A 23,725-nucleotide genomic window follows, 5' to 3' on the forward strand; every position below is an offset into this window, starting at 1 on the left:
ATGACGAAGATCCTGATCCGTGGTGCGAAGGTCCTCGGCGGCGAGCCGCAGGACGTCCTGATCGACGGCGAGACCATCGCCGAGGTCGGCACCGGCCTGAGCGCCGAGGGCGCCACCGTCGTCGAGGCCGAGGGCAAGATCCTGCTGCCCGGCCTGGTCGACCTCCACACCCACCTGCGCGAGCCCGGCCGCGAGGACTCCGAGACCGTCCTGACCGGCACCCGGGCGGCCGCGAGCGGCGGCTACACCGCCGTCTTCGCCATGGCCAACACCTTCCCCGTCGCCGACACCGCCGGCGTCGTCGAGCAGGTCTGGCGCCTGGGCAAGGAGTCCGGCTACTGCGACGTGCAGCCCATCGGCGCCGTCACGGTCGGCCTGGAGGGCAAGAAGCTCGCCGAGCTCGGCGCCATGCACGAGTCCGCCGCCGGGGTCACCGTCTTCTCCGACGACGGCAAGTGCGTCGACGACGCCGTGATCATGCGCCGTGCGCTGGAGTACGTGAAGGCCTTCGGTGGCGTCGTCGCCCAGCACGCCCAGGAGCCCCGGCTCACCGAGGGCGCCCAGATGAACGAGGGCGTCGTCTCCGCCGAGCTGGGCCTGGGCGGCTGGCCGGCCGTCGCCGAGGAGTCGGTGATCGCCCGCGACGTCCTGCTCGCCGAGCACGTCGGCTCCCGGGTGCACATCTGCCACCTGTCCACGGCCGGCTCGGTGGAGATCGTCCGCTGGGCCAAGTCGCGCGGCATCGACGTCACCGCCGAGGTCACCCCGCACCACCTGCTGCTGACCGACGAGCTCGTCCGCTCGTACAACCCCGTCTACAAGGTGAACCCGCCGCTGCGCACCGAGCGCGACGTGATGGCGCTGCGCGAGGCCCTGGCCGACGGCACGATCGACATCGTGGCCACCGACCACGCCCCGCACCCGCACGAGGACAAGGACTGCGAGTGGGCCGCGGCCGCCATGGGCATGGTGGGCCTGGAGACCGCGCTGGCGGTCGTCCAGCACACGATGGTCGAGACCGGGCTGCTGGACTGGGCCGGCGTCGCCGAGCGCATGTCGTTCAAGCCCGCTCGCATCGGAAGCCTCTCCGGTCACGGCCGCCCCATCGCCGCCGGGGAGCCCGCCAACCTCACCCTCGTCGATTCCGCTTACCGTGGTGTCGTGGACCCCGCGGGCTTCGCCTCCCGCAGCCGTAACACCCCCTACGAGGGTCGTGAGCTGCCGGGTCGCGTCACCCACACCTTCCTGCGGGGCCGGGCGACGGTCGTGGACGGGAATCTCGCGTGACATCTGCACTCATCAATCTGGCGGCCGAGCAGAAGTCTGCCGACGTCACCGACTGGGCCGCGCGCATCGGCTGGGTGGTCGGGCTGCTGCTCTTCATCGCGCTGGTCTACTGGCTGATGCGCGAGGGATGGAAGTGGCGCGGCACGCTCCAGGGCGGCCTGCCCGAGCTGCCCGCGGCCCCCGCCGAGGCGGGCGAGCCCACCCTCGTGACGACCGGCCGCTACCACGGCTCCACCACCGCCGGACAGTGGCTCGACCGCATCGTCGCGCACGGCCTGGGCACCCGTAGCAAGGCCGGGCTCACCCTGACGGAGCAGGGCGTGGCCGTCACGCGGCCCGGCGCCCAGGACTTCTTCATCCCGGCCGCCGCGCTGCGCGGCGCCCGGCTCGACAAGGGCATCGCGGGCAAGGTCCTCGCCGAGGGCGGCCTGCTCGTGATCACCTGGCAGCACGGCGACACCACGATCGACTCCGGCTTCCGCTTCGACCGGGCGGCCGAGCACACGGACTGGGCCGAGGCCCTGACCACCCTGCACAACCAGCACAGCACCGACATGGAAGGCGCACGATGACGACCTCCACCAGGGGGACCGGCAAGCTCCCCGCCGTACTTGTCCTGGAGGACGGACGTACGTTCCGCGGACGCGCCTACGGGGCCGTCGGGGAGACCTTCGGCGAGGCCGTGTTCTCCACCGGCATGACCGGCTATCAGGAGACCCTGACCGACCCCTCGTACCACCGCCAGGTCGTCGTCATGACGGCCCCGCACGTCGGCAACACCGGCGTCAACGACGAGGACCCCGAGTCCGCCCGCATCTGGGTCGCCGGCTACGTCGTCCGCGACCCCGCCCGCGTCCCGTCCAACTGGCGCTCGCGCCGCTCCCTGGACGAGGAGCTGGCCAAGCAGGGCGTCGTCGGCATCAGCGGCGTCGACACCCGCGCGCTCACCCGCCACCTGCGCGAGCGCGGCGCGATGCGCGTCGGCATCTTCTCCGGCCAGGCGCTGCCCGACGAGGGCATCATGCTCGCCAGGGTCCGCCAGGCCCCCGAGATGAAGGGCGCCGACCTCTCCGCCGAGGTCGCCACCAAGGAGACCTACGTCGTCCCCGCCATCGGTGAGAAGCGCTTCACCGTCGCCGCGGTCGACCTGGGCATCAAGGGCATGACCCCGCACCGCATGGCCGAGCGCGGCATCGAGGTGCACGTCCTGCCCGCGACCGCCACCGCCGAGGACGTCTACGCCGTGAACCCCGACGGCGTGTTCTTCTCCAACGGCCCCGGCGACCCCGCCACCGCCGACCACCCGGTCTCCGTGATGCGCGAGGTCCTCTCCCGGAAGACCCCGCTGTTCGGCATCTGCTTCGGCAACCAGATCCTCGGCCGCGCCCTCGGCTTCGGCACCTACAAGCTGAAGTACGGCCACCGGGGCATCAACCAGCCCGTGCAGGACCGTACGACCGGCAAGGTCGAGGTCACCGCCCACAACCACGGCTTCGCCGTCGACGCCCCGCTCGACGCCGCGACCGACACGCCCTACGGACGGGTCGAGGTCTCCCACGTCTGTCTCAACGACAACGTGGTCGAAGGCCTCCAGCTCCTCGACCAGCCGGCATTCAGCGTCCAGTACCACCCCGAGGCAGCCGCAGGACCGCACGACGCCGCGTACCTGTTCGACCGCTTCGTCTCCCTGATGGAGGGCCAGCGTGCCTAAGCGCACCGACATCCAGTCCGTTCTGGTCATCGGCTCCGGCCCGATCGTCATCGGCCAGGCCGCGGAGTTCGACTACTCCGGCACCCAGGCCTGCCGGGTGCTGAAGGCCGAGGGCCTGCGGGTCATCCTGGTCAACTCCAACCCGGCCACGATCATGACCGACCCGGAGATCGCCGACGCCACGTACGTCGAGCCGATCACCCCGGAGTTCGTGGAGAAGATCATCGCCAAGGAGCGCCCCGACGCGCTCCTGCCCACCCTCGGCGGCCAGACCGCGCTCAACACCGCGATCTCGATGCACGAGAACGGCGTCCTGGAGAAGTACGGCGTCGAGCTGATCGGCGCCAACGTCGAGGCCATCCACAAGGGCGAGGACCGCGACCTGTTCAAGGGCGTCGTCGAGGCGGTGCACGCCAAGATCGGCCACGGCGAGTCCGCCCGCTCGGTCATCTGCCACACCATGGACGAGGTCATCGCGGGCGTCGACGAGCTCGGCGGCTACCCCGTCGTCGTCCGCCCCTCCTTCACCATGGGCGGCGCCGGCTCCGGCTTCGCGCACGACGAGGAGGAGCTGCGCCGCATCGCCGGCCAGGGCCTCACGCTCTCCCCGACCACCGAGGTGCTCCTGGAGGAGTCCATCCTCGGCTGGAAGGAGTACGAGCTGGAGCTGATGCGCGACAAGCACGACAACGTCGTGGTCGTCTGCTCCATCGAGAACTTCGACCCGATGGGCGTGCACACCGGCGACTCCATCACCGTCGCCCCGGCGATGACGCTGACCGACCGCGAGTACCAGATCCTGCGGGACGTCGGCATCGCGATCATCCGCGAGGTCGGCGTCGACACCGGCGGCTGCAACATCCAGTTCGCGGTCAACCCCGAGGACGGCCGGGTCATCGTCATCGAGATGAACCCGCGCGTCTCGCGCTCCTCGGCGCTCGCCTCCAAGGCCACCGGCTTCCCGATCGCCAAGATCGCCGCCCGCCTGGCCGTCGGCTACACGCTGGACGAGATCCCCAACGACATCACCGAGAAGACCCCGGCGTCCTTCGAGCCCACGCTCGACTACGTCGTGGTCAAGGCGCCCCGCTTCGCGTTCGAGAAGTTCCCGGCCGCCGACGCCACCCTCACCACGACCATGAAGTCGGTCGGCGAGGCCATGGCCATCGGCCGTAACTTCACCGAGGCCCTGCAGAAGGCGCTGCGCTCGCTGGAGAAGAAGGGCTCGCAGTTCGACTTCGTCTCCGAGCCCGGCGACAAGGCCGAGCTGCTGGAGAAGGCGGTCCGTCCCACCGACGGCCGGATCAACACCGTCATGGCCGCCATCCGCGCCGGCGCCACCGCGGAGGAGGTCTTCGACGCGACGAAGATCGACCCGTGGTTCGTCGACCAGCTCTTCCTGATCAAGGAGATCGCCGACGAGCTGGCCGCCGCCGAGAAGCTGCAGCCCGAGCTCCTGGCCGAGGCCAAGCGCCACGGCTTCTCCGACGCCCAGATCGGCGCGATCCGCGGCCTGCGCGAGGACGTCGTCCGCGAGGTGCGTCAGGCCCTCGGCGTCCGCCCGGTCTACAAGACGGTCGACACCTGCGCCGCCGAGTTCGCCGCGAACACGCCGTACTTCTACTCCTCCTACGACGAGGAGACCGAGGTCGCGCCGCGCGAGAAGCCCGCCGTGATCATCCTGGGCTCGGGCCCGAACCGCATCGGCCAGGGCATCGAGTTCGACTACTCCTGCGTCCACGCCTCGTTCGCGCTCAGCGACGCCGGCTACGAGACCGTGATGGTCAACTGCAACCCCGAGACCGTCTCCACCGACTACGACACCTCCGACCGGCTCTACTTCGAGCCGCTCACCCTGGAGGACGTCCTGGAGATCGTCCACGCCGAGCGGCAGGCCGGCCCCGTCGCGGGCGTCATCGTCCAGCTCGGCGGCCAGACGCCGCTGGGCCTGGCCCAGGCGCTCAAGGACAACGGCGTGCCGATCGTCGGCACCTCGCCCGAGTCCATCGACCTCGCCGAGGAGCGCGGCGCCTTCGGCCGCGTGCTCACCGAGGCGGGCCTGCCCGCGCCCAAGTACGGCACGGCCTACTCCTTCGACGAGGCCAAGGGCATCGCCGCCGGCATCGGCTACCCGGTCATGGTCCGCCCGTCCTACGTGCTCGGCGGCCGCGGCATGGAGATCGTCTACGACGAGCCCTCGCTGGCCGGCTACCTCGAGCGCCACGCGGGCCTGATCTCCGAGCACCCGGTGCTCATCGACCGCTTCCTCGACGACGCCATCGAGATCGACGTCGACGCGCTCTACGACGGCCACGAGCTCTACCTCGGCGGCGTCATGGAGCACATCGAGGAGGCCGGCATCCACTCCGGCGACTCCGCCTGCGCGCTGCCCCCGATCACCCTCGGCGGCTTCGACATCAAGCGGCTGCGGTCCTCCACCGAGGCCATCGCCAAGGGCGTCGGCGTGCGCGGCCTGATCAACATCCAGTTCGCGATGGCCGGCGACATCCTCTACGTGCTCGAGGCCAACCCGCGCGCCTCCCGCACGGTCCCCTTCACCTCGAAGGCGACCGCCGTGCCGCTGGCGAAGGCCGCCGCCCGCATCTCCCTGGGCGCCACCATCGCCGAGCTGCGCGAGGAGGGCATGCTGCCCAGGACCGGCGACGGCGGCAGCCTGCCGCTGGACGCGCCGATCTCCGTCAAGGAGGCCGTGATGCCGTGGTCGCGCTTCCGCGACGCCTCCGGCCGCGGCGTGGACACCGTCCTCGGCCCGGAGATGCGCTCCACCGGCGAGGTCATGGGCATCGACAAGGTCTTCGGCACGGCCTACGCCAAGTCGCAGGCCGGCGCGTACGGCGCGCTGCCCACCAAGGGCCGCGCGTTCGTCTCCGTCGCCAACCGGGACAAGCGATCGATGATCTTCCCGGCCCGTGAGCTGGTCGCCCACGGCTTCGAGCTGCTCGCCACCTCCGGCACCGCCGAGGTCCTGCGGCGCAACGGCATCAACGCCACCGTCGTGCGCAAGCAGAGCGAGGGCGAGGGGCCGAACGGCGAGAAGACCATCGTCCAGCTCATCCACGACGGCCAGGTCGACCTGATCGTCAACACCCCCTACGGCACCGGCGGCCGCCTCGACGGCTACGAGATCCGCACCGCCGCCGTCGCCCGGGCGGTCCCCTGCCTGACCACGGTCCAGGCGCTGGCCGCCGCCGTCCAGGGCATCGAGGCGCTGAGCCGGGGCGAGGTCGGCGTCCGCTCCCTGCAGGAGCACGCGCGGCAGCTGACCGACGCCCGCGAGGCGTAAGGCTCCCGCATCGAGGGGGACACCGGAAGGTGTCCCCCTCGGCATGCGCCCCGTCCGCCCCTCCCGCCCCGGAAGGCCCGCCATGTACCGCCTCTTCTTCGACCTGATCTTCAAGCGCATGGACCCCGAGAAGGCCCACCACCTGGCCTTCGCCTGGATCCGCGCCGCCGCCCGCGTACCCGTCCTGCGCACGCTCGTCGCCGCGGTCCTCGCCCCCCGCCACAAGGCGCTGCGCACCGAGGCCCTGGGCCTGCGCATGCACGGCCCGTTCGGCCTCGCCGCCGGCTTCGACAAGAACGCCGCCGCCATCGACGGCATGAGCATGCTCGGCTTCGACCACATCGAGATCGGCACCGTCACCGCCCAGCCGCAGCCCGGCAACCCCAAGAAGCGCCTCTTCCGCCTCGTCGCGGACCGCGCGCTCATCAACCGCATGGGCTTCAACAACGACGGCTCCGCGGCCGTCGCGGAGCGCCTGGCGGCCCGCGAGGCGATCTTCAGGACGACGGTCGGCGTCAACATCGGCAAGACCAAGGTCGTTCCGGAGGAGGAGGCCGTCGCCGACTACGTCACCTCCACCGAGCGTCTGGCCGCCCACGCCGACTACCTCGTCGTCAACGTCTCCTCGCCCAACACGCCCGGCCTGCGGAACCTGCAGGCCACCGAGGCGCTGCGCCCGCTGCTCGCCGCCGTCCGCGAGGCCGCCGACCGCACCGTCACCTCGCGCCGGGTGCCGCTGCTGGTCAAGATCGCCCCGGACCTGGCCGACGAGGACGTCGACGCCGTCGCCGACCTCGCCGTCGAGCTGGGCCTGGACGGCATCATCGCCACCAACACCACGATCGCCCGCGACGGCCTGGGCCTGAGGACGCCGAAGGGCACCGTCGAGGCGATCGGGGCCGGCGGGCTGTCCGGCGCCCCCCTCAAGGAGCGCTCGCTGCAGGTCCTGAGCCGCCTGTACGCCCGTGTGGGCGACCGGATCACCCTGGTGGGTGTCGGGGGCATCGAGACCGCCGACGACGCCTGGGAGCGCATCCTGGCGGGCGCCACGCTGGTCCAGGGCTACAGCGCCTTCATCTACGAGGGCCCGTTCTGGTGCCGGAAGATCCACAAGGGCCTGGCCGAGCGCCTGGCCGCCAGCCCCTACGCCACCCTCGCCGAGGCCGTCGGCGCCGAGACCCGGAAGAAGGCAGCCGCATGACCTCCCCCGAGCCCTTCGGCGCCCGGCTGCGCCGCGCCATGGACGAGCGCGGTCCGCTGTGCGTCGGCATCGACCCGCACGCCTCCCTGCTCGCCGACTGGGGCCTGTCCGACGACATCGCGGGCCTGGAGCGCTTCACGTACACGGTCGTGGAGGCCCTGGCCGACCGGGTGGCCGTCCTCAAGCCGCAGTCGGCCTTCTTCGAGCGCTTCGGCTCGCGCGGCGTCGCCGTCCTGGAGCGGGCCGTGGCCGACTCCCGTGCCGCCGGCGCGCTCGTGCTGATGGACGCCAAGCGCGGCGACATCGGCTCGACCATGGCCGCGTACGCCGCGACCTACCTCGACCCCGCCTCCCCGCTGTTCTCCGACGCGGTCACCGTCAGCCCGTACCTGGGCTACGGCTCCCTGCGCCCGGCGCTGGACCTGGCGCGCGAGAGCGGCACCGGCGTCTTCGTCCTCGCCCTCACCTCCAACCCGGAGGGCGCCGAGGTGCAGCACGCGGTGCGGGCGGACGGCTCGAGCGTCGCGGCCACGATGCTGGACCACCTGCGGGCCGAGAACGCGGACGCCGCGCCCATGGGCTCGTACGGCGCCGTCGTCGGGGCCACGCTGAGTGACTCCCTGAGCGCCGCGGGTGCCGATCTGGCCATCAACGGCCCGCTGCTCGCCCCCGGCATCGGGGCGCAGGGCGCCACCGCCGCCGACCTGCCCAGGGTCTTCGGCGCGGCCGTGCGGGACGTTGTCCCGAATGTGAGCCGTGGAGTGCTCCGGCACGGGCCGGATACGGCCGCTCTGCGCGAGAGCGCGGCGCGTTTCGCCGCCGAGGTGCGCGAAGCGGTGGCCGGGTAGCGCGTCCCAGGCCGGAGGGAGCGGCGAGTTAACGCCAAAGACCAAGGAAAATTGTCGGTCATTATGTCCGGAAAAGTCCGGGTCGATCGAGGCTGACCAGGACTTTTCGCTTGTTCTCGCTGACTGGAGCGGGATCGGCCGCTAGTCTCCGACGAGAGCGAACGTGCAAGCGCGTTGCTCGTTGCTCCGCAGGTGTGGGCCGACTAGGTTCCTCACCGGTCCGTATCCGACAGTTCGACATCCGAGGTGACGTAGGCGTGGCTCTTCCGCCCCTTACCCCTGAACAGCGCGCAGCCGCGCTCGAAAAGGCCGCCGCGGCTCGCCGGGCCCGCGCCGAGGTCAAGAATCGACTCAAGCACTCCGGCGCCTCCCTGCACGAGGTCATCGAGCAGGGCCAGAAGGACGACGTCATCGGCAAGATGAAGGTCAGCGCCCTCCTGGAGAGCCTGCCGGGCGTGGGCAAGGTCCGCGCCAAGCAGATCATGGAACGGCTCGGGATCTCCGAGAGCCGCCGGGTGCGCGGCCTCGGCTCGAACCAGATCGCTTCCCTGGAGCGCGAGTTCGGCGGCAAGGCCGCCTGACGGGTGGCCCGCGGGCCACCCGGCGGCGGCCCGGCGTTCCCAGGCACTCCCGGGAACCGGGATAATCGCTGCATGAGTACTGCAGTCTCCCGGGGGACGTCCCCCGTCCCTCCGGCCGGACAACCGCGGCTGACCGTGCTCTCCGGCCCCTCCGGGGTCGGTAAGAGCACGGTCGTCGCCCACATGCGCAAGGCCCACCCCGAGGTATGGCTCTCGGTCTCCGCCACCACCCGTAAGCCGCGTCCCGGTGAGCGGGAGGGGGTCCAGTACTTCTTCGTCGAGGACGAGGAATTCGACAAGCTGGTCGCCAATGGCGAACTGCTGGAGTGGGCCGAGTTCGCGGGCAACCGCTACGGCACTCCGCGCAAGGCCGTGCTCGACCGCCTCGAGGCGGGCGAGCCGGTCCTGCTGGAGATCGACCTCCAGGGCGCCCGGCAGGTCCGCGAGACCATGCCGGAGGCCCAGCTGGTCTTCCTCGCGCCGCCGAGCTGGGACGAGCTGGTCCGCCGGCTCACCGGCCGGGGGACCGAGTCGCCCGAGGTCATCGAGCGCCGGCTGAAGGTCGCCAAGATCGAGCTGGCGGCGGAGTCGGAGTTCGACACCACGCTGGTCAACACCTCGGTCGAGGACGTCGCGCGCGAGCTGCTAGCCTTGCTGAGCTGAACATCTTTCTTCACCCCCCTTCGGAAGGCAGAGAGTGTCCTCTTCCATCACCGCGCCCGAGGGCATCATCAACCCGCCGATTGATGAGCTGCTCGAGGCGACCGACTCGAAGTACAGCCTGGTCATCTACGCCGCCAAGCGCGCGCGTCAGATCAACGCGTACTACTCGCAGCTCGGCGAGGGCCTGCTGGAGTACGTCGGCCCGCTGGTGGACACCCACGTCCACGAGAAGCCGCTCTCCATCGCGCTCCGCGAGATCAACGCGGGCCTGCTGACCTCCGAGGCCGTCGAGGCCCCGGCGCAGTAAGCGCAGATTTTTTCGGCATTTCGCCACCACGGGCCCGGCAGCGCCCCTGCCGGGCCTTTGGTGTGTCATAGACCCGTACACACGTGCGTGTGTACCGGGATCGTGGGGAGAAGCGAGAGCGATGGACAAGCCCAAGATCGTCCTGGGGGTCAGCGGCGGGATCGCCGCCTACAAGGCGTGCGAGCTGCTGCGCAGGCTCACCGAGTCGGGGCACGACGTACGGGTCGTACCGACCGAGTCGGCCCTGCACTTCGTCGGCGAGGCGACCTGGTCCGCGCTCTCCGGCCACCCCGCCGTCACCCAGGTGTGGGAGACCGTCCACGAGGTGCCGCACGTGCGGATCGGCCAGCAGGCCGACCTGGTCGTGGTGGCCCCCGCCACCGCCGACATGCTGGCCAAGGCCGCCCACGGCCTGGCCGACGACCTGCTGACGAACACCCTCCTGACCGCCCGCTGCCCCGTGGTCTTCGCGCCCGCCATGCACACCGAGATGTGGGAGAACGCGGCCACCCAGGAGAACGTGGCGACGCTGCGCCGCCGCGGCGCGGTCGTCCTCGAGCCCGCCGTCGGCCGGCTGACCGGCGTCGACACCGGCAAGGGGCGCTTCCCCGAGCCGGGCGAGATCTTCGAGGTCTGCCGCCGGGTGCTGGCCCGGGGCGCCCAGGCGCCCGACCTCGCGGGCCGGCACGTGGTCGTCAGCGCCGGCGGCACGCGCGAGCCCCTGGACCCCGTCCGGTACCTGGGCAACCGCTCCTCGGGCAAGCAGGGGTACGCCCTGGCCCGTACCGCCGTGGCCCGTGGGGCCAGGGTGACGCTCGTCGCAGCCAACAGCGAGCTGCCCGACCCCGCCGGCGTGGACGTGGTGCACGTGGGCACCGCCGTTCAACTGCGGGAGGCCGTGCTCAAGGCGGCGGCCGACGCGGACGCCGTGGTGATGGCCGCCGCCGTGGCCGACTTCCGGCCCGCCCGGTACGCCGAGGGCAAGATCAAGAAACGGGACGGCCAGGAGCCCGAGCCGGTCGCGCTCGTGCGCAACCCGGACGTCCTCGCGGAGCTCTCCGCGGACCGCGCGCGCCCCGGCCAGATCGTCGTGGGCTTCGCCGCGGAGACCGACGACGTCCTCGCCAACGGCCGCGCCAAGCTCGCCCGCAAGGGCTGTGACCTGCTCGTCGTCAACGAGGTGGGGGAGCGCAGGACCTTCGGTTCCGAGGAGAACGAGGCGGTCGTGCTGGCCCCCGACGGCACCGAGACCCCGGTCCCGCACGGCCCCAAGGAGGCCCTCGCGGACACGGTCTGGGACCTGGTCTCCCCGTGCCTGACCTGACCCGCGCAGGGGGTGACCTGTCGCGTTCTCGTGACGGGAGTCACAGGACGTGCCCCATGTCATGTGGGGCGGGATGTCCGAAGCCACAGAACGCCGGATAAACTGGCTCCGGATCCGGGTCGAGCGCAGCTCTCGGCAGGATCCGTCAAATGATCAGCCAGCAGCCGCTGCAACCCCAGGGAGCATTGTGTCCCGTCGCCTTTTCACCTCGGAGTCCGTGACCGAGGGGCACCCCGACAAGATCGCTGACCAGATCAGCGACTCCATTCTCGACGCCCTCCTCAAGGAGGACCCGACGTCCCGCGTCGCCGTCGAGACCCTGATCACCACCGGCCTGGTGCACGTGGCCGGCGAGGTGACCACCAAGGCGTACGCGCCGATCGCCTCCCTCGTGCGCAACAAGATCCTCGAGATCGGCTACGACTCGTCGAAGAAGGGCTTCGACGGCGCCTCCTGTGGCGTCTCGGTCTCCATCGGCGCCCAGTCCGCGGACATCGCGCAGGGTGTCGACGCGGCGTACGAGTCGCGCGTCGAGGGCGACGAGGACGAGCTCGACAAGCAGGGCGCCGGCGACCAGGGCCTGATGTTCGGCTACGCCTGCGACGAGACCCCCAACCTGATGCCGCTGCCGATCGAGCTGGCGCACCGGCTCTCGCGCCGCCTGTCGGAGGTCCGCAAGAACGGGACCATCCCCTACCTGCGCCCCGACGGCAAGACCCAGGTCACCATCGAGTACGACGGCAACAAGGCCGTGCGCCTGGACACCGTCGTGGTCTCCTCCCAGCACGCCTCGGACATCGACCTGGACTCGCTGCTGGCACCCGACATCCGCGAGTTCGTCGTCGAGCACGTCCTCAAGGAGCTCCTCGAGGACGGCATCAAGCTCGACACCGACGGCTACCGCCTCCTGGTGAACCCCACCGGCCGCTTCGAGATCGGCGGCCCGATGGGCGACGCCGGCCTCACCGGCCGCAAGATCATCATCGACACCTACGGCGGCATGGCCCGCCACGGCGGCGGCGCCTTCTCCGGCAAGGACCCGTCCAAGGTCGACCGCTCGGCCGCCTACGCCATGCGCTGGGTCGCCAAGAACGTCGTCGCCGCGGGCCTGGCCGCCCGCTGCGAGGTCCAGGTCGCCTACGCGATCGGCAAGGCCGAGCCGGTGGGTCTGTTCGTCGAGACCTTCGGCACCAACACGGTCGACACCGAGAAGATCGAGAACGCCATCGCCGAGGTCTTCGACCTCCGCCCGGCCGCGATCATCCGCGACCTCGACCTGCTCCGCCCGATCTACGCCCAGACCGCGGCCTACGGCCACTTCGGCCGTGAGCTCCCCGACTTCACCTGGGAGCGCACCGACCGCGTCGAGGCCCTGAAGAAGGCCGCGGGCCTGTAGGCCCGGCCGTTCCGGCTTGCGAAGGCGCCCCCGTTTCCGAGCGGGGGCGCCTTTCGTCGTCCGTGCTGGTTGTCAGTGCCCTCTGGTAGGACTGGAGCCGTGAGCAGCAAGAACGGGCGGTCCGAGCGGGAGGCTCCCGAGGTGGAGCAGCTCGCGCTCATCCGGGAGAGCGTGCGCAAGGCCAAGGTGCCGCGGGCCAAGCCGCGGACGTGGCGGGGGGCGGCGCTGGCGGCGGAGCTGCCGGTGGCGCGGGTGCTGGTGGACAAGGGGCCGGTGCACCTGGACCGGCTGTGGGACTACGCCGTGCCCGCCGAACTGGACGCCGACGCCCGGCCGGGGACGCGGGTGCGGGTGCGGTTCGGTGCGGGCGCGCGCAATGTGCGTGGAGGGCGGCGCGAGGGGGGCGGGCTGCTCGACGGGTTCATCGTGGAGCGGGTCGCCGAGTCCGACTACCAGGGGCCGCTGGCCGCCATCGCCCAGGTGCTCTCGCCCGAGCCCGTGCTCGGCCCGGCGCTGCTGGGGCTGTGCCGGTCCGTCGCCGACCGCTACGCCGGCTCGCTCGCGGACGTGCTGCAGCTGGCGGTGCCGCCCCGGCACGCCCGGATCGAGGCCGAGCCCTCGCCCGAGCCGCTGCCGCCGCCCGCCGTGCCGGAGGCGGGCAGCTGGGCGCGGTATCCGGCCGGGCCCGCCTATCTGGACGCCGTCGCCCGGGGCGACTGCCCGCGGGCGGTGTGGACCGCGCTCCCCGGGCCGCACTGGGCGGCCGAGCTGGCCCGGGCCGCCGCGGCCGCGCTGGCCTCGGGGCGCGGCGCGCTCGTCGTCGTGCCGGACGGCCGGACCGCCGCCCGTGTCGACGCGGCGCTCACCGCGCGGCTCGGCGAGGGGCGGCATGTGCTGCTGACCGCCGACACGGGTCCCGAGGAGCGGTACCGCCGCTGGCTGGCGGTCAGCCGGGGCGCCGTGCGGGCGGTGGTCGGCACCCGGGCCGCGATGTTCGCGCCCGTGCGGGACCTGGGGCTCGCCGCCATCTGGGACGACGGCGACTCCAGCCACAGCGAGCCGCACGCTCCCCAGCCGCACGCCCGCGAGGTGCTGCTGTCGCGCGCCGCGCACGAGAAGGCGGCGTTCCTGCTGGGCGGCTTCGGCTGCACCGTGGAGGCGGCCCAGCTGGTCGACACGGGCTGGGCCCTGCCGCTGGCCGCCGACCGGGAGCGGCTGCGGGCGCTCGCGCCCCGCGTGCGCACGGTGGGGGAGGCCGACGAGGCGCGGGACGCGGCCGCGCGGGCCGCCCGGCTGCCCACGGTCGCCTGGGAGGCCGCCCGCGAGGGCCTCAAGCACGGGCCGGTGCTGGTGCAGGTCCCGCGCCGGGGGTACGTACCCCGCCTGGCCTGCGAGCGGTGCCGGGAGCCGGCCCGCTGTGTGCGCTGCGCGGGGCCGCTGGAGGCGCGGGGCGAGGGCGGGGCGCTGCACTGCGGCTGGTGCGGCGAGGAGGCCCGTGACTGGCACTGCGGCGAGTGCGGAGGCTTCCGGCTGCGCGCGCAGGTGGTGGGGGCCCGGCGGACGGCCGAGGAGCTGGGGCGGGCGTTCCCGGCCGTGCCGGTACGGACCTCGGGGCGCGACCACGTCCTGGACACCGTTCCCGACCGGCCCGCGCTGGTCGTCTCCACGCCCGGCGCCGAGCCCGTCGCCGAGGGCGGCTACGCGGCCGCCCTGCTGCTGGACGGCTGGGCCCTGCTGGGCCGCCCGGACCTGCGGTCGGGAGAGGAGGCGCTGCGCCGCTGGCTGGGCGCGGCGGCGCTGGTGCGCGGCGCGGAGGCGGGCGGCACGGTGGTCGTCGTGGCCGATCCGACGCTGCGCCCCGTCCAGGCACTGGTCCGCTGGGATCCCGCCGGGCACGCGGTGCGCGAGCTGGCCGACCGGGCCGAGCTGGGCTTCCCGCCGGTGTCCCGGATGGCGGCCGTCTCCGGGCCGCCGGCCGCCGTCGCGGAGCTGATCGGGATGGCGGACCTGCCGGACGGGGCCGAGGTGCTCGGCCCCGTGCCTCTGCCGGAGCCCCTGCCGGGCCGGCCGCGGCGGGCGGGGGATCCTCCACCGGGGAGCGGTGGGAGCGCGCGCTGATCCGGGTGCGCCCGGGCCAGGGCGCGGCGCTCGCCACCGCGCTCAAGGCCGCCCAGGCGATACGGCTGGCTCGCCGCGACGGCGAGCCGGTGCGGCTGCGGGTGGATCCGCCGGACATCGGGTGACGCGATCCCGTCAGGGGTGCGGGCCGACCCGCCGGGTGCGTGCCTGGGGGCCGAGGACCGTCGCTCAGTGGCGCCGCCCCGGTGCCGGGCGGCTCAGCCGTTGCGCGGGCCGGGGAAGGCGGAGGCGGGGCGGGGCTCCTCGCGGTGCACGGGGGCACCGGGGCTGGTGCGGGCGGCCGGGACGACGGGGACGGTGGCGGGTTCCGCCGCGCGGACGGCCTCGGCCGGCTCGGGCGTGCCCTGCGCGCCCGCGCGGCGGGCGCCGTAGCGGCGGTGCACCGCCTGCTTGGTGACGCCGAGCGCCGAACCCACCGCGTCCCACGAGAAGCCCAGCGAGCGGTCGAAGTCCACCGCCGCGGTGACCAGCGTCTCGACGCTGTCCCGCAGCTCCTGCGCCAGCCGGACCGTCGGCGCGGGGGCGCGTCCGTAGACGACGAAGCCCGCCGACGGGCCGGTGCGGCGTGGGCGGTAGACATTGCCCAGCTGAGCGGTGAGAGTGCGCAGCGCGTCCACCTGACGGCGGACCCTCTCGATGTCCCGGACCAGAAGATGCAGGCTGGCCCGTGCCTGGGCGTCGTGGGTTGCGTGGTCGGGCATGAACAAGCCTCTCGGACCGGCGGTGAAGGGGACGGAAAAGGACGCAAGTTGACGCGTGGACAACCAACGCGGGGGAAGCGGGCCGCTGTTGCGGCCCGGTTCGGTCAATCTCTCTTGACCCAACGCGCCACAGGCCGCTGGGTCACGGTATGGGGGCGTACATCCGCCGGAATGGGGCGCGCGTCATCCCGCACGCCCCCTGAGGGTGTGGCCCCTCTAGACTTGGCCGTTGCCCCGCGAGAGAGGTTGTTCGCCACCCATGAGGCTCGTCTTCGCCGGTACCCCCGAGGTCGCCGTACCCGCCCTCGACGCCCTGATCGCCTCGGACCGTCACGAGGTCGTCGCCGTCGTCACCCGGCCCGACGCGCCCGCCGGGCGCGGCCGCCGGCTGGTCGCCAGTCCCGTCGCCGAGCGTGCCGAAGAGGCGGGGATCGAGGTGCTCAAGCCCGCCCGGCCGCGCGACGAGGACTTCCTCGCCCGGCTCCGCGAGATCGCCCCCGACTGCTGTCCGGTCGTCGCCTACGGCGCCCTGCTGCCCAAGGCCGCGCTGGAGATCCCCGCCCACGGCTGGGTGAACCTGCACTTCTCGCTGCTGCCCGCCTGGCGCGGCGCCGCCCCCGTTCAGCACGCGATCCTGGCCGGTGACGAGGTCACCGGCGCCTCCACCTTCCAGATCGAGGAGGGCCTGGACTCCGGGCCCGTCTACGGCGTGCTGACCGAGCTGGTGCGCCCCACCGACACCAGCGGCGACCTGCTGACGCGCCTCGCCTTCGCCGGGTCCGGGCTGCTCGCCGCGACCATGGACGGCATCGAGGACGGCACCCTCGAGGCCGTGCCGCAGCCCGCCGACGGCGTCTCGCTCGCCCCGAAGATCAGCGTCGAGGACGCCCGCGTCGACTGGGCCGCGCCGGCCCTGCGCGTGGACCGCGTCGTGCGCGGCTGCGCCCCGGCCCCGGGCGCCTGGACCACCTTCCGCGGCGAGCGCCTGAAGCTGATGTCGCTGGCCCTGACGCCGGACCGCGGTGACCTCGCCCCCGGCGAGATGGCCGTCGCCAAGAGCTCCGTGCACGTCGGCACCGGCTCGCACGCGGTGCAGCTGCAGTGGGTGCAGCCGCAGGGCAAGAAGCCGATGCAGGCGGCGGACTGGGCCCGCGGTGTCCGCATTTCCGCAGGCGAGCGGCTCGGCGCGACGGAACGGGCGTAGTCTGGAGCCCTTCGCCGTCACAGCTCCGGAGCACCTTTCGTGAACGATCAGGCCCCTCGCAAGCGCCCCGCAAAGCCCTACCGCCGGCCCAAGAAGGACCCGGTACGGATGCTCGCCTTCGAGGCGCTGCGGGCCGTGGACGAGCGGGACGCGTACGCGAACCTCGTGCTGCCGCCGCTGCTGCGCAAGGCCCGGGAGAAGGAGGGCTTCGAGACGCGCGACGCCGCGCTCGCCACGGAGCTGGTCTACGGCACGCTGCGCCGGCAGGGCACCTACGACGCGATCATCGCCTCCTGCGTCGACCGGCCGCTGCGCGAGGTCGACCCGCCGGTGCTGGACGTGCTCAGCCTGGGCGCCCACCAGCTGCTCGGCACCCGGATCCCCTCGCACGCGGCCGTCTCGGCCAGCGTCGAGCTGGCCCGGGTGGTGCTCGGCGACGGGCGCGCGAAGTTCGTCAACGCGGTGCTGCGCAAGATCACCGCCCATGACCTGGACGGCTGGCTGGAGCGGGTCGCGCCGCCCTACGAGGACGACCCCGAGGCCCACCTGGCCATCGTCCACTCCCACCCGCGCTGGATCGTCTCGGCGCTGTGGGACGCGCTCGGCGGCGGCCGGGCGGGCATCGAGGACCTGCTCGAGGCGGACAACGAACGCCCCGAGGTCACCCTCGTCGCCCGCCCCGGGCGGTCGACGCCCGAGGAGCTGCTTGCGGCGGTGGGGGAGGACTCCGGCCTGCCCGGCCGCTGGTCGCCGTACGCCGTCCGGCTCGCCGAGGGCGGCGAGCCCGGCGCGCTGGAGGCGGTGCGCGAGGGCCGCGCGGGCGTGCAGGACGAGGGCAGCCAGCTCGTGGCCCTCGCCCTGGCCGAGGTCCCGCTGGACGGGCCGGACGAGCGCTGGCTGGACGGCTGCGCCGGCCCCGGCGGCAAGGCGGCCCTGCTCGGCGCGCTCGCCGCGCAGCGCGGCGCCGCCCTGCTGGCGTCCGAGAAGCAGCCGCACCGCGCCCGCCTGGTCGAGCGCGCGCTGGCCGGCAACCCCGGCCCGTACCAGGTCATCGCCGCCGACGGCACGCGTCCGCCGTGGCGCGAGGGCTCCTTCGACCGGGTCCTGGTCGACGTGCCCTGTACGGGCCTGGGCGCCCTGCGCCGCCGCCCCGAGGCCCGCTGGCGCCGCCGTCCCGAGGACGTGCCCGGTTTCGCCCCCCTGCAGCGCGACCTGCTGCGCGAGGCGCTGCGCGCCGTGCGCGTCGGCGGCGTCGTCGGCTACGCCACGTGCTCGCCGCACCCGGCGGAGACCAAGGCGGTCGTCGACGACGTGCTCAAGCGCGAGGGCGTGAGCGCCGAGTGGATCGACGCCCGCCCGTACATGCAGGGCGTCCCGGTCCTGGGCGACGGCCCCGACGTGCAGCTGTGGCCCCACCTGCACGGCACGGACGCCATGTACCTGGCGCTGCTGCGACGCACGGCGTGAGCCGTGCCGGGCGGCCGGCGTCCGGTGGCGGGGGCCTCGCGGCCCCTCCCGTGTCACCGCCGCCCACGCGGCATGGCAGGCTTGGGGGCATGGCCGCGCAGATCAACCCCAGCATCCTGTCCGCTGACTTCGCCCGCCTCGCCGAGGAGGCGGAGGCCGTCAAGGGCGCCGACTGGCTTCACGTCGACGTCATGGACAACCACTTCGTGCCCAACCTCACGCTCGGCATGCCGATCGTGGAGTCGCTGCTCAAGGCCACGGACACGCCGCTGGACTGCCACCTGATGATCGAGGACCCGGACCGCTGGGCCCCGCAGTACGCCGAGGCGGGCGCGGGGTCGGTCACCTTCCACGCGGAGGCGGCCGCCGCCCCCGTGCGGCTGGCCCGGGAGATCCGGCGCCAGGGGGCCCGGGCGTCGATGGCGCTCAAGCCCGCGACGCCGATCGAGCCGTTCGAGGACCTGCTGCCCGAGCTGGACATGCTGCTCATCATGACCGTCGAGCCCGGCTTCGGCGGCCAGGCGTTCCTCGACATCATGCTGCCCAAGATCCGCCGTACCCGGGAGCTGATCTCCCGGCACAACCTGCAGCTGTGGCTCCAGGTCGACGGCGGGGTCTCCGAGTCCACCATCGAGCGGTGCGCCGAGGCCGGAGCGGACGTGTTCGTGGCCGGATCCGCCGTCTACGGTATGGACGACCCGGCGGCGGCCGTACGCTCGCTGCGCGCGCAGGCGGAGCGGGTCACCGCCGGAGCACCCTGGGCCTGCGCGCACTGACCGCCCGGCCGCTCGCCCGAATTGCCGAGGGCGAAGGTCAAGGCCTGATCAAGGGCCGTCGTATCTGACAGGATGACGGTCGAGTCCACAACTCCAGAGCTCTCCCCGGGACAGCTCTTGAACACATAGTGAGGAGACCGCGGTGTCGACGGGCCGTTCAGCCACGCCTATGGGGCCCGCCGAGCTGGTGCAGGCGGCGGCGATGGCGCGCCGCTTCTACCTCGAGGGCAAGTCGAAGATCCAGATCGCCGAGGAGTTCGGCGTGAGCCGCTTCAAGGTCGCCCGGGTGCTGGAGACGGCACTGGAGCGCGATCTGGTGCGGATCGAGATCCGGGTGCCGGCGGAGCTGGACGCGGAGCGCTCCGACGCACTGCGCGCCCGCTACGGCCTGCGGCACGCGGTCGTCGTGGAGTCCCCGGCCGACGCGGCCGACGACGCGCCCGACCCCGAGAACCTCGGCGAGGTGGCAGCTGACCTGCTCGGCGAGCTGGTCCACGAGGGCGACGTGCTCGGCCTCGCCTGGGGCCGCTCCACCATCCACATGGCCGCGGCCCTGCACCGGCTGCCGCCGTGCACGGTCGTCCAGCTCACCGGCGTCTACGACGCCGGCACCGCCGAGCGCGGCTCGGTGGAGGCCGTCCGCCGGGCGGCCCAGGTCTCGGGCGGCGAGGCCCACCCCATCTACGCCCCCATGCTGCTGCCCGACTCCGCCACCGCCGCGGCGCTGCGCGGCCAGACGGGCATCGCCCGGGCCTTCGACTACTTCGACAAGGTCACCGTCGCCGCGGTCTCCATCGGCTCGTGGGAGCCGGGCATCTCGACCGTCTACGACATGCTCACCGAGGAGGAGCGCGCCCACTACGCCTCCCTCGGCGCCGCGGCCGAGATGTCCGCGCACCTCTTCGACGCCGAGGGCCGGCGCATCGGCCGGGACTTGGGCGAGCGCTGCATCACGGTCGAGGCCGACCGGCTGCGCCGTATACCGGAGGTCGTCGCGATCGCCGGCGGGCAGCGCAAGGCGGCGGCGATCGGGGCGGTGCTGCGGTCCGGTCTGGTGACCAGCCTGGTCACGGACACGGCGGCGGCCGACTATCTGCTGCTGGAGACCGGCCCCGGTCCCCGCCCGGCGCTGGACCGTGCGGACCCGGACGGCTCGTAGCGGCACGTTCGTTCCACGATGTGAGGGCGGCTCCCCCGGAATCATTCCGGGGGAGCCGCCCTCGTCGCGTAGGGGGACCGGAAGTAAGAGGGGTCAGACGTAGGGGACCGGACGTAGGGGAACCGGAGGGGACCAACTGTTTTGAGCCAGCGCTATTTTGTCAATCGTTGACACTTTGTTGGTCAGAGCTTTACCGTCGGATCTCGCGGCACGGGGGCGCACCCGAGCCGCGCACTTCCCACCTTTCGGAGGTCCGTCATGGAACAGCTCATCAAGAAGATGGCCCAGGACACGGTCTGGCAGGGCTGGGTCGCCGCCAACTCGGCGAGCGCCGCCGCCAAGGACGGCTGCATCAGCGCCGCCCCCAAGGACGGCTGCATCAGCGCGGCGCCCAAGGCCGGTTGTATCTCGTAACGCCCGGTGCTCCACGCCTCGGAGCGGGCGCCGCGGACCGCCTCCGCACACCGGCCGCCCGCTCCGGGGCATCGCCCCGGGGTCCTCGCCCCGGGGTTCTCGTTGTCCGAGCTCACCTTGGGGGTGGCAGTGAACGGTCAGCCGGCCGCGGACGTCGTCGAACTGATCAGGGATGTGCCGATCTACCGGACCTCGATCGAGCGGGGCCACTTCCCGATCCTGGAGAAACCCGAGATAGCCCGCGGCTTCCCCGACAACTGGATGACGCCCGCCCTCGCCGCGGCGCTGGAGGGGGGCGAGGCGGAATTCGTGCTCTCCACGGGCACCAACCACGCCCGCATGCAGATCATCCGGCCCCCGTACTTCCTGCTCGACTCCTACTACCGGCTGTGGAGCGAGCACCCCGACATCCATGACACCTGGGACGAGGGATGCCGGCGCGTCTCCCTCACCACGGTGCTGGCCACCGAGCACGTGGCCCGCGTCAACGCGAAGAAGCGCGGGGCGGACCCGTCGCCCGTTCCCACGCCGGACGAGCGCCGGCTCGACGCCCGTACCGTCTACCTCAATCTCCGGCTGGACCCGGCGCTGTGGGAGCGCGAGGACGTCGAGCGCATGCTCGGCGAGATCAGGGCGGCCGCCGCGGCGCATCCCCGGGGCCGGTACCACCTCGACTGCTCCGGCTACCACCTGGCGCATCTGGTGCACAAGGTCGGCGAGTGGGGCCTGTGGGACGCCTTCCCGGCGCCCGCCAGCATCATCCACGCCTACGAGTACACGCCGGTGAACGTCCGCCGCTACCTGGGCCGGCACTTCGCCTGCCCCGTCGTCGACCTCTTCGGCAGCACGGAGCTGGGCTACCTCTACTACAGCGACCGCCGCGGCCGGTACCGGCCCTACCTCGACAAGATGAGCGTCGAACTGATCCCCGTCGCCCCCGGCAGCGAGATCTTCGGCCTCATCGTCACCAGCGTCCGCAACCCGCACATGCCGCTGATCCGGTACCGCTCGGGGGACTGCGCGCGCACGCTGGACGGCACCCCGGACCCGGCCCGCATCTCCCGCTTCTGCGGCCGGGAGAAGGAGCTGCTGGACACGCCGCGCGGGCCCGTCGCCCAGGCCGACCTCGACGACCGCATCGCCGACGCCTCCCACCGGGTCTTCCTCCACCGCCTCCACGTGGACGGCGGCGACCGGGCCCGACTGCTCGTCACCACCTTCGACGGCGCCCCCCTCGACGCGGCCGAGGCCGCGGTCCTCGCGGAGAGCACCGGCGACCTGACCGGCCGTCACTGCCGCGTCGAGCGCGTCCCGCACATCCCCATCGGGGCGTCCGGGAAGTACGCCTGGCTGGTGAAGGACCTGTGACCCCCCGGACGGAAGAAGCCATGAACCGACAGCCGCACGTCCGCGCCGACGACCTCACGGCCCTCCTCGGCGCGTCGCTCCACGAGGAGGTGGTGCGGCACTTCGAGCGGTCCACCGGGGCGGACCGCGCCCACGTCGAGCGCCAGGTCCTCGAATGCCTGCGGTACCTCTACCTCGTCTCCCGCCACCGCGAGCGGCTCGGCGGCCTGTTCCTGCCCGTGGAGCAGGAGATCGACGAGATATGGCACTACCTCATCCTGCAGACGCGCGAATACCGCGCGCTGTGCGAGGAGAGGCTGCCCGGCCGGTTCTTCATAGAGCACCGCAGCATCGCCTACGAGGAGTACGAGCAGGAGCCGGGCCGGGAGCAGGCGGCCGAGGAGGCCCTGCGCTGGATCCCGTTGTACTGCCGGGAGTTCGGCCCGTTCGACGAGGGGGCGCTGCCGCACTGGACGATCGTGCGCTTCCTGCACGAGCGGATGGAGATGACGCTGGAGGACATCTCGGCGCTCGAACCGCTGGGTTCATGAGCGCCGGCACCTCCGAAGTCCGGGGAGCGGCAGCGGACTTCGCACACGACGAGCCCCCCGAGCAGCGGCGGATCCTGACCGTGCTGGTGCTCGCCCAGCTGCTCAGCGGCGCGGGGCTGGCGGCGGGGATCACCGTCGGCGCGCTGCTCGGCGAGGAGATGCTGGGCTCCACCGGCCTCGCCGGCGTGCCCAGCGCCCTGTTCACCGCGGGCGCAGCCCTCGGGGCCGTCGGCGTGGGGCGGCTCTGCCAGCGGTGGGGCCGTCGCCCCGGGCTCGCCGTCGGCTACGCGACCGGCGCGGTCGGCAGCCTCGGGGTCGTCGCGGCGGCCGCCCTCGACAACGTGCCGCTGTTGTTCCTCTCGCTCCTGGTCTACGGGGCCGGGACCGCCACCAACCTGCTGGCCCGGTACGCGGGCGTGGACGTGGCCGCGCCAGCGCGCCGGGGCCGGGCCGCGGGCATGGTCCTGTTCGCCACCACGCTCGGCGCGGTCGTCGGCCCCACCCTGGTGACGGTCACCGGCGAGGTGGCGCACGACTGGGGCATCCCCCGCCTCGCCGGGCCGTTCCTGCTGGCGGTGGGGGCCTTCGCGGCGGCCACCGTCATCCTGGGGGTGTTCCTGCGCCCCGACCCGCTGCGGCTGGCCCGCGAGCGGGCCGCCGGCGCGGCGCCGCCCCCGGCCCCGGGCGAGGAGGAGAGCGCCCCGGCCGGGCGGGGACACGCGCGCGGCGTCGCCACCGGCACGGCGGTCATGATCCTCAGCCAGCTCGCGATGATCGCGATCATGACGATGACGCCCGTCCACATGCGGGCGCACGGCCACGACACCCAGGCCGCCGGGCTCGTCATCGCCCTCCACGTGGGGGCCATGTTCCTGCCCTCGCCCCTGACCGGCTACCTCGTCGACCGCCTCGGCCGGGCGCGCGTCGCCCTCGCCGCCGGCGTCACCCTGCTCGCCGCCGGGCTCCTCGCCGCCCTGGCCCCGCCGCACTCGACGGCCGCGCTCGCGGTGGCGCTCGTCGTGTTGGGCCTCGGCTGGAACCTCGGCTTCGTCAGCGGCACCGCCATCGTCACCGACTCCGTACCGCTGGCCACCCGCGCCTCGACGCAGGGCCTGGTGGACGTCGGCATCTCGCTGGCCGGCGCGACCGGCGGGATGGCATCGGGCCTGGTCGTCGCGCACGGCGGCTTCCCCGTGCTGGCTGCGGGCGGGGGAGTCCTCGCGCTCGCGATCCTGCCCGTCGTCGCCCTTATGAGCCGGCCGTCACGTCCCCTTGGCGAAAGCCACAAACGCCCTCCCGGCGACCCTGGGAGAAGTCACAGAATGTGACTCATATTGGCCAGAAC

General features: G+C 73.0%; 20 protein-coding genes and 1 pseudogene. 20 read left to right on the forward strand and 1 reads right to left on the reverse strand.

Features of this window, described 5'->3' with window-relative positions; genetic code table 11:
• The 12 genes and pseudogenes from J1792_RS12170 (at position 1) to J1792_RS12225 (ending at position 14,865) form a co-directional block, all read left to right on the forward strand.
• Positions 1-1,287, forward strand: a complete 1,287-nt coding sequence (locus tag J1792_RS12170) for a dihydroorotase (protein WP_086566700.1) — start codon at positions 1-3, stop codon at positions 1,285-1,287.
• The gene (locus J1792_RS12175; RefSeq protein WP_086566698.1) at positions 1,284-1,859 is read left to right on the forward strand and encodes a PH-like domain-containing protein; all 576 of its coding nucleotides are present in this window, start codon (positions 1,284-1,286) and stop codon (positions 1,857-1,859) included. The genes J1792_RS12170 and J1792_RS12175 overlap by 4 nt, the downstream gene beginning before the upstream one ends.
• Complete coding sequence (gene carA / locus J1792_RS12180) at positions 1,856-2,998, forward strand: glutamine-hydrolyzing carbamoyl-phosphate synthase small subunit (protein ID WP_086566696.1); 1,143 nt, start codon at positions 1,856-1,858, stop codon at positions 2,996-2,998. Before J1792_RS12175 ends, carA begins: the two co-directional genes overlap by 4 nt.
• Positions 2,991-6,302, forward strand: coding sequence for a carbamoyl-phosphate synthase large subunit (carB, locus tag J1792_RS12185; RefSeq protein ID WP_086566695.1), 3,312 nt, complete (start codon positions 2,991-2,993; stop codon positions 6,300-6,302). The genes carA and carB overlap by 8 nt, the downstream gene beginning before the upstream one ends.
• 82 nt (positions 6,303-6,384) lie before the next feature.
• Positions 6,385-7,503 (forward strand): quinone-dependent dihydroorotate dehydrogenase, encoded by a 1,119-nt coding sequence (locus J1792_RS12190; RefSeq protein ID WP_086566693.1) that lies wholly within the window; start codon positions 6,385-6,387, stop codon positions 7,501-7,503.
• The gene (gene pyrF, locus J1792_RS12195) at positions 7,500-8,351 is read left to right on the forward strand and encodes an orotidine-5'-phosphate decarboxylase (protein ID WP_086566692.1); all 852 of its coding nucleotides are present in this window, start codon (positions 7,500-7,502) and stop codon (positions 8,349-8,351) included. The genes J1792_RS12190 and pyrF overlap by 4 nt, the downstream gene beginning before the upstream one ends.
• Before the next feature lie 257 nt (positions 8,352-8,608).
• On the forward strand, positions 8,609-8,932 hold the full coding sequence (locus tag J1792_RS12200) for an integration host factor (protein WP_086566690.1): 324 nt from the start codon (positions 8,609-8,611) through the stop codon (positions 8,930-8,932).
• Positions 8,933-9,004: 72 nt separating this feature from the next.
• The gene (gene gmk / locus J1792_RS12205; protein ID WP_086566688.1) at positions 9,005-9,595 is read left to right on the forward strand and encodes a guanylate kinase; all 591 of its coding nucleotides are present in this window, start codon (positions 9,005-9,007) and stop codon (positions 9,593-9,595) included.
• Between the two features lie 34 nt (positions 9,596-9,629).
• A complete protein-coding gene (gene rpoZ, locus J1792_RS12210) occupies positions 9,630-9,902 on the forward strand; it encodes a DNA-directed RNA polymerase subunit omega (RefSeq protein WP_030360466.1) in 273 nt (90 codons plus the stop codon).
• A gap of 121 nt (positions 9,903-10,023) precedes the next feature.
• Complete coding sequence (gene coaBC / locus J1792_RS12215) at positions 10,024-11,226, forward strand: bifunctional phosphopantothenoylcysteine decarboxylase/phosphopantothenate--cysteine ligase CoaBC (RefSeq protein WP_207247216.1); 1,203 nt, start codon at positions 10,024-10,026, stop codon at positions 11,224-11,226.
• 187 nt (positions 11,227-11,413) lie between these two features.
• On the forward strand, positions 11,414-12,622 hold the full coding sequence (gene metK, locus J1792_RS12220; RefSeq protein WP_086566685.1) for a methionine adenosyltransferase: 1,209 nt from the start codon (positions 11,414-11,416) through the stop codon (positions 12,620-12,622).
• Between the two features lie 99 nt (positions 12,623-12,721).
• Positions 12,722-14,865: pseudogene (locus J1792_RS12225) on the forward strand (primosomal protein N').
• Between the two features lie 93 nt (positions 14,866-14,958).
• Here J1792_RS12225 and J1792_RS12230 read toward each other — a convergent pair.
• On the reverse strand, positions 14,959-15,462 hold the full coding sequence (locus J1792_RS12230; RefSeq protein ID WP_207247217.1) for a hypothetical protein: 504 nt from the start codon (positions 15,460-15,462) through the stop codon (positions 14,959-14,961).
• 259 nt (positions 15,463-15,721) lie between these two features.
• On the opposite strand from J1792_RS12230, the gene fmt reads away from it, so the two are divergent.
• The 8 genes from fmt to J1792_RS12270 all read left to right on the forward strand — a co-directional run bounded on the left by fmt (position 15,722) and on the right by J1792_RS12270 (position 23,708).
• Positions 15,722-16,666, forward strand: a complete 945-nt coding sequence (fmt, locus tag J1792_RS12235; protein ID WP_086572794.1) for a methionyl-tRNA formyltransferase — start codon at positions 15,722-15,724, stop codon at positions 16,664-16,666.
• A gap of 39 nt (positions 16,667-16,705) precedes the next feature.
• Positions 16,706-18,133: an RsmB/NOP family class I SAM-dependent RNA methyltransferase gene (locus tag J1792_RS12240; protein ID WP_307842965.1), complete on the forward strand. Its 1,428-nt coding sequence runs from the start codon at positions 16,706-16,708 to the stop codon at positions 18,131-18,133.
• An 89-nt stretch (positions 18,134-18,222) separates the two neighbouring features.
• Positions 18,223-18,909 (forward strand): ribulose-phosphate 3-epimerase, encoded by a 687-nt coding sequence (rpe, locus tag J1792_RS12245; RefSeq protein WP_086572791.1) that lies wholly within the window; start codon positions 18,223-18,225, stop codon positions 18,907-18,909.
• A gap of 169 nt (positions 18,910-19,078) precedes the next feature.
• Positions 19,079-20,068 (forward strand): sugar-binding transcriptional regulator, encoded by a 990-nt coding sequence (locus J1792_RS12250; protein ID WP_179199007.1) that lies wholly within the window; start codon positions 19,079-19,081, stop codon positions 20,066-20,068.
• A 258-nt stretch (positions 20,069-20,326) separates the two neighbouring features.
• Positions 20,327-20,482 (forward strand): hypothetical protein, encoded by a 156-nt coding sequence (locus J1792_RS12255; protein WP_179199006.1) that lies wholly within the window; start codon positions 20,327-20,329, stop codon positions 20,480-20,482.
• Positions 20,483-20,611: 129 nt separating this feature from the next.
• Positions 20,612-21,850 carry a phenylacetate--CoA ligase family protein gene (locus J1792_RS12260; RefSeq protein ID WP_207247775.1) on the forward strand — a complete coding sequence of 413 codons (1,239 nt, stop codon included), beginning with the start codon at positions 20,612-20,614 and terminating at the stop codon, positions 21,848-21,850.
• Between the two features lie 20 nt (positions 21,851-21,870).
• Positions 21,871-22,380, forward strand: coding sequence for a glycine-rich domain-containing protein (locus J1792_RS12265; protein WP_086572787.1), 510 nt, complete (start codon positions 21,871-21,873; stop codon positions 22,378-22,380).
• Positions 22,377-23,708, forward strand: a complete 1,332-nt coding sequence (locus J1792_RS12270; protein WP_207247218.1) for an MFS transporter — start codon at positions 22,377-22,379, stop codon at positions 23,706-23,708. The genes J1792_RS12265 and J1792_RS12270 overlap by 4 nt, the downstream gene beginning before the upstream one ends.
• Positions 23,709-23,725 lie beyond the last annotated feature (17 nt).

It is taken from the genome of Streptomyces triculaminicus (genome assembly GCF_017349075.1).
GTDB lineage: Bacteria > Actinomycetota > Actinomycetes > Streptomycetales > Streptomycetaceae > Streptomyces > Streptomyces triculaminicus.

Coding starts and splice junctions, on each gene's coding strand:
- J1792_RS12170 (WP_086566700.1), top strand. CDS start 1: ATGACGAAGATCCTGATCCGTGGTGCGAAGGTCCTCGGCGGCGAGCCG.
- carA (WP_086566696.1), top strand. CDS start 1,856: ATGACGACCTCCACCAGGGGGACCGGCAAGCTCCCCGCCGTACTTGTC.
- J1792_RS12190 (WP_086566693.1), top strand. CDS start 6,385: ATGTACCGCCTCTTCTTCGACCTGATCTTCAAGCGCATGGACCCCGAG.
- pyrF (WP_086566692.1), top strand. CDS start 7,500: ATGACCTCCCCCGAGCCCTTCGGCGCCCGGCTGCGCCGCGCCATGGAC.
- gmk (WP_086566688.1), top strand. CDS start 9,005: ATGAGTACTGCAGTCTCCCGGGGGACGTCCCCCGTCCCTCCGGCCGGA.
- coaBC (WP_207247216.1), top strand. CDS start 10,024: ATGGACAAGCCCAAGATCGTCCTGGGGGTCAGCGGCGGGATCGCCGCC.
- J1792_RS12230 (WP_207247217.1), bottom strand. CDS start 15,462: ATGCCCGACCACGCAACCCACGACGCCCAGGCACGGGCCAGCCTGCAT.
- fmt (WP_086572794.1), top strand. CDS start 15,722: ATGAGGCTCGTCTTCGCCGGTACCCCCGAGGTCGCCGTACCCGCCCTC.
- rpe (WP_086572791.1), top strand. CDS start 18,223: ATGGCCGCGCAGATCAACCCCAGCATCCTGTCCGCTGACTTCGCCCGC.
- J1792_RS12250 (WP_179199007.1), top strand. CDS start 19,079: ATGGGGCCCGCCGAGCTGGTGCAGGCGGCGGCGATGGCGCGCCGCTTC.
- J1792_RS12255 (WP_179199006.1), top strand. CDS start 20,327: ATGGAACAGCTCATCAAGAAGATGGCCCAGGACACGGTCTGGCAGGGC.
- J1792_RS12265 (WP_086572787.1), top strand. CDS start 21,871: ATGAACCGACAGCCGCACGTCCGCGCCGACGACCTCACGGCCCTCCTC.
- J1792_RS12270 (WP_207247218.1), top strand. CDS start 22,377: ATGAGCGCCGGCACCTCCGAAGTCCGGGGAGCGGCAGCGGACTTCGCA.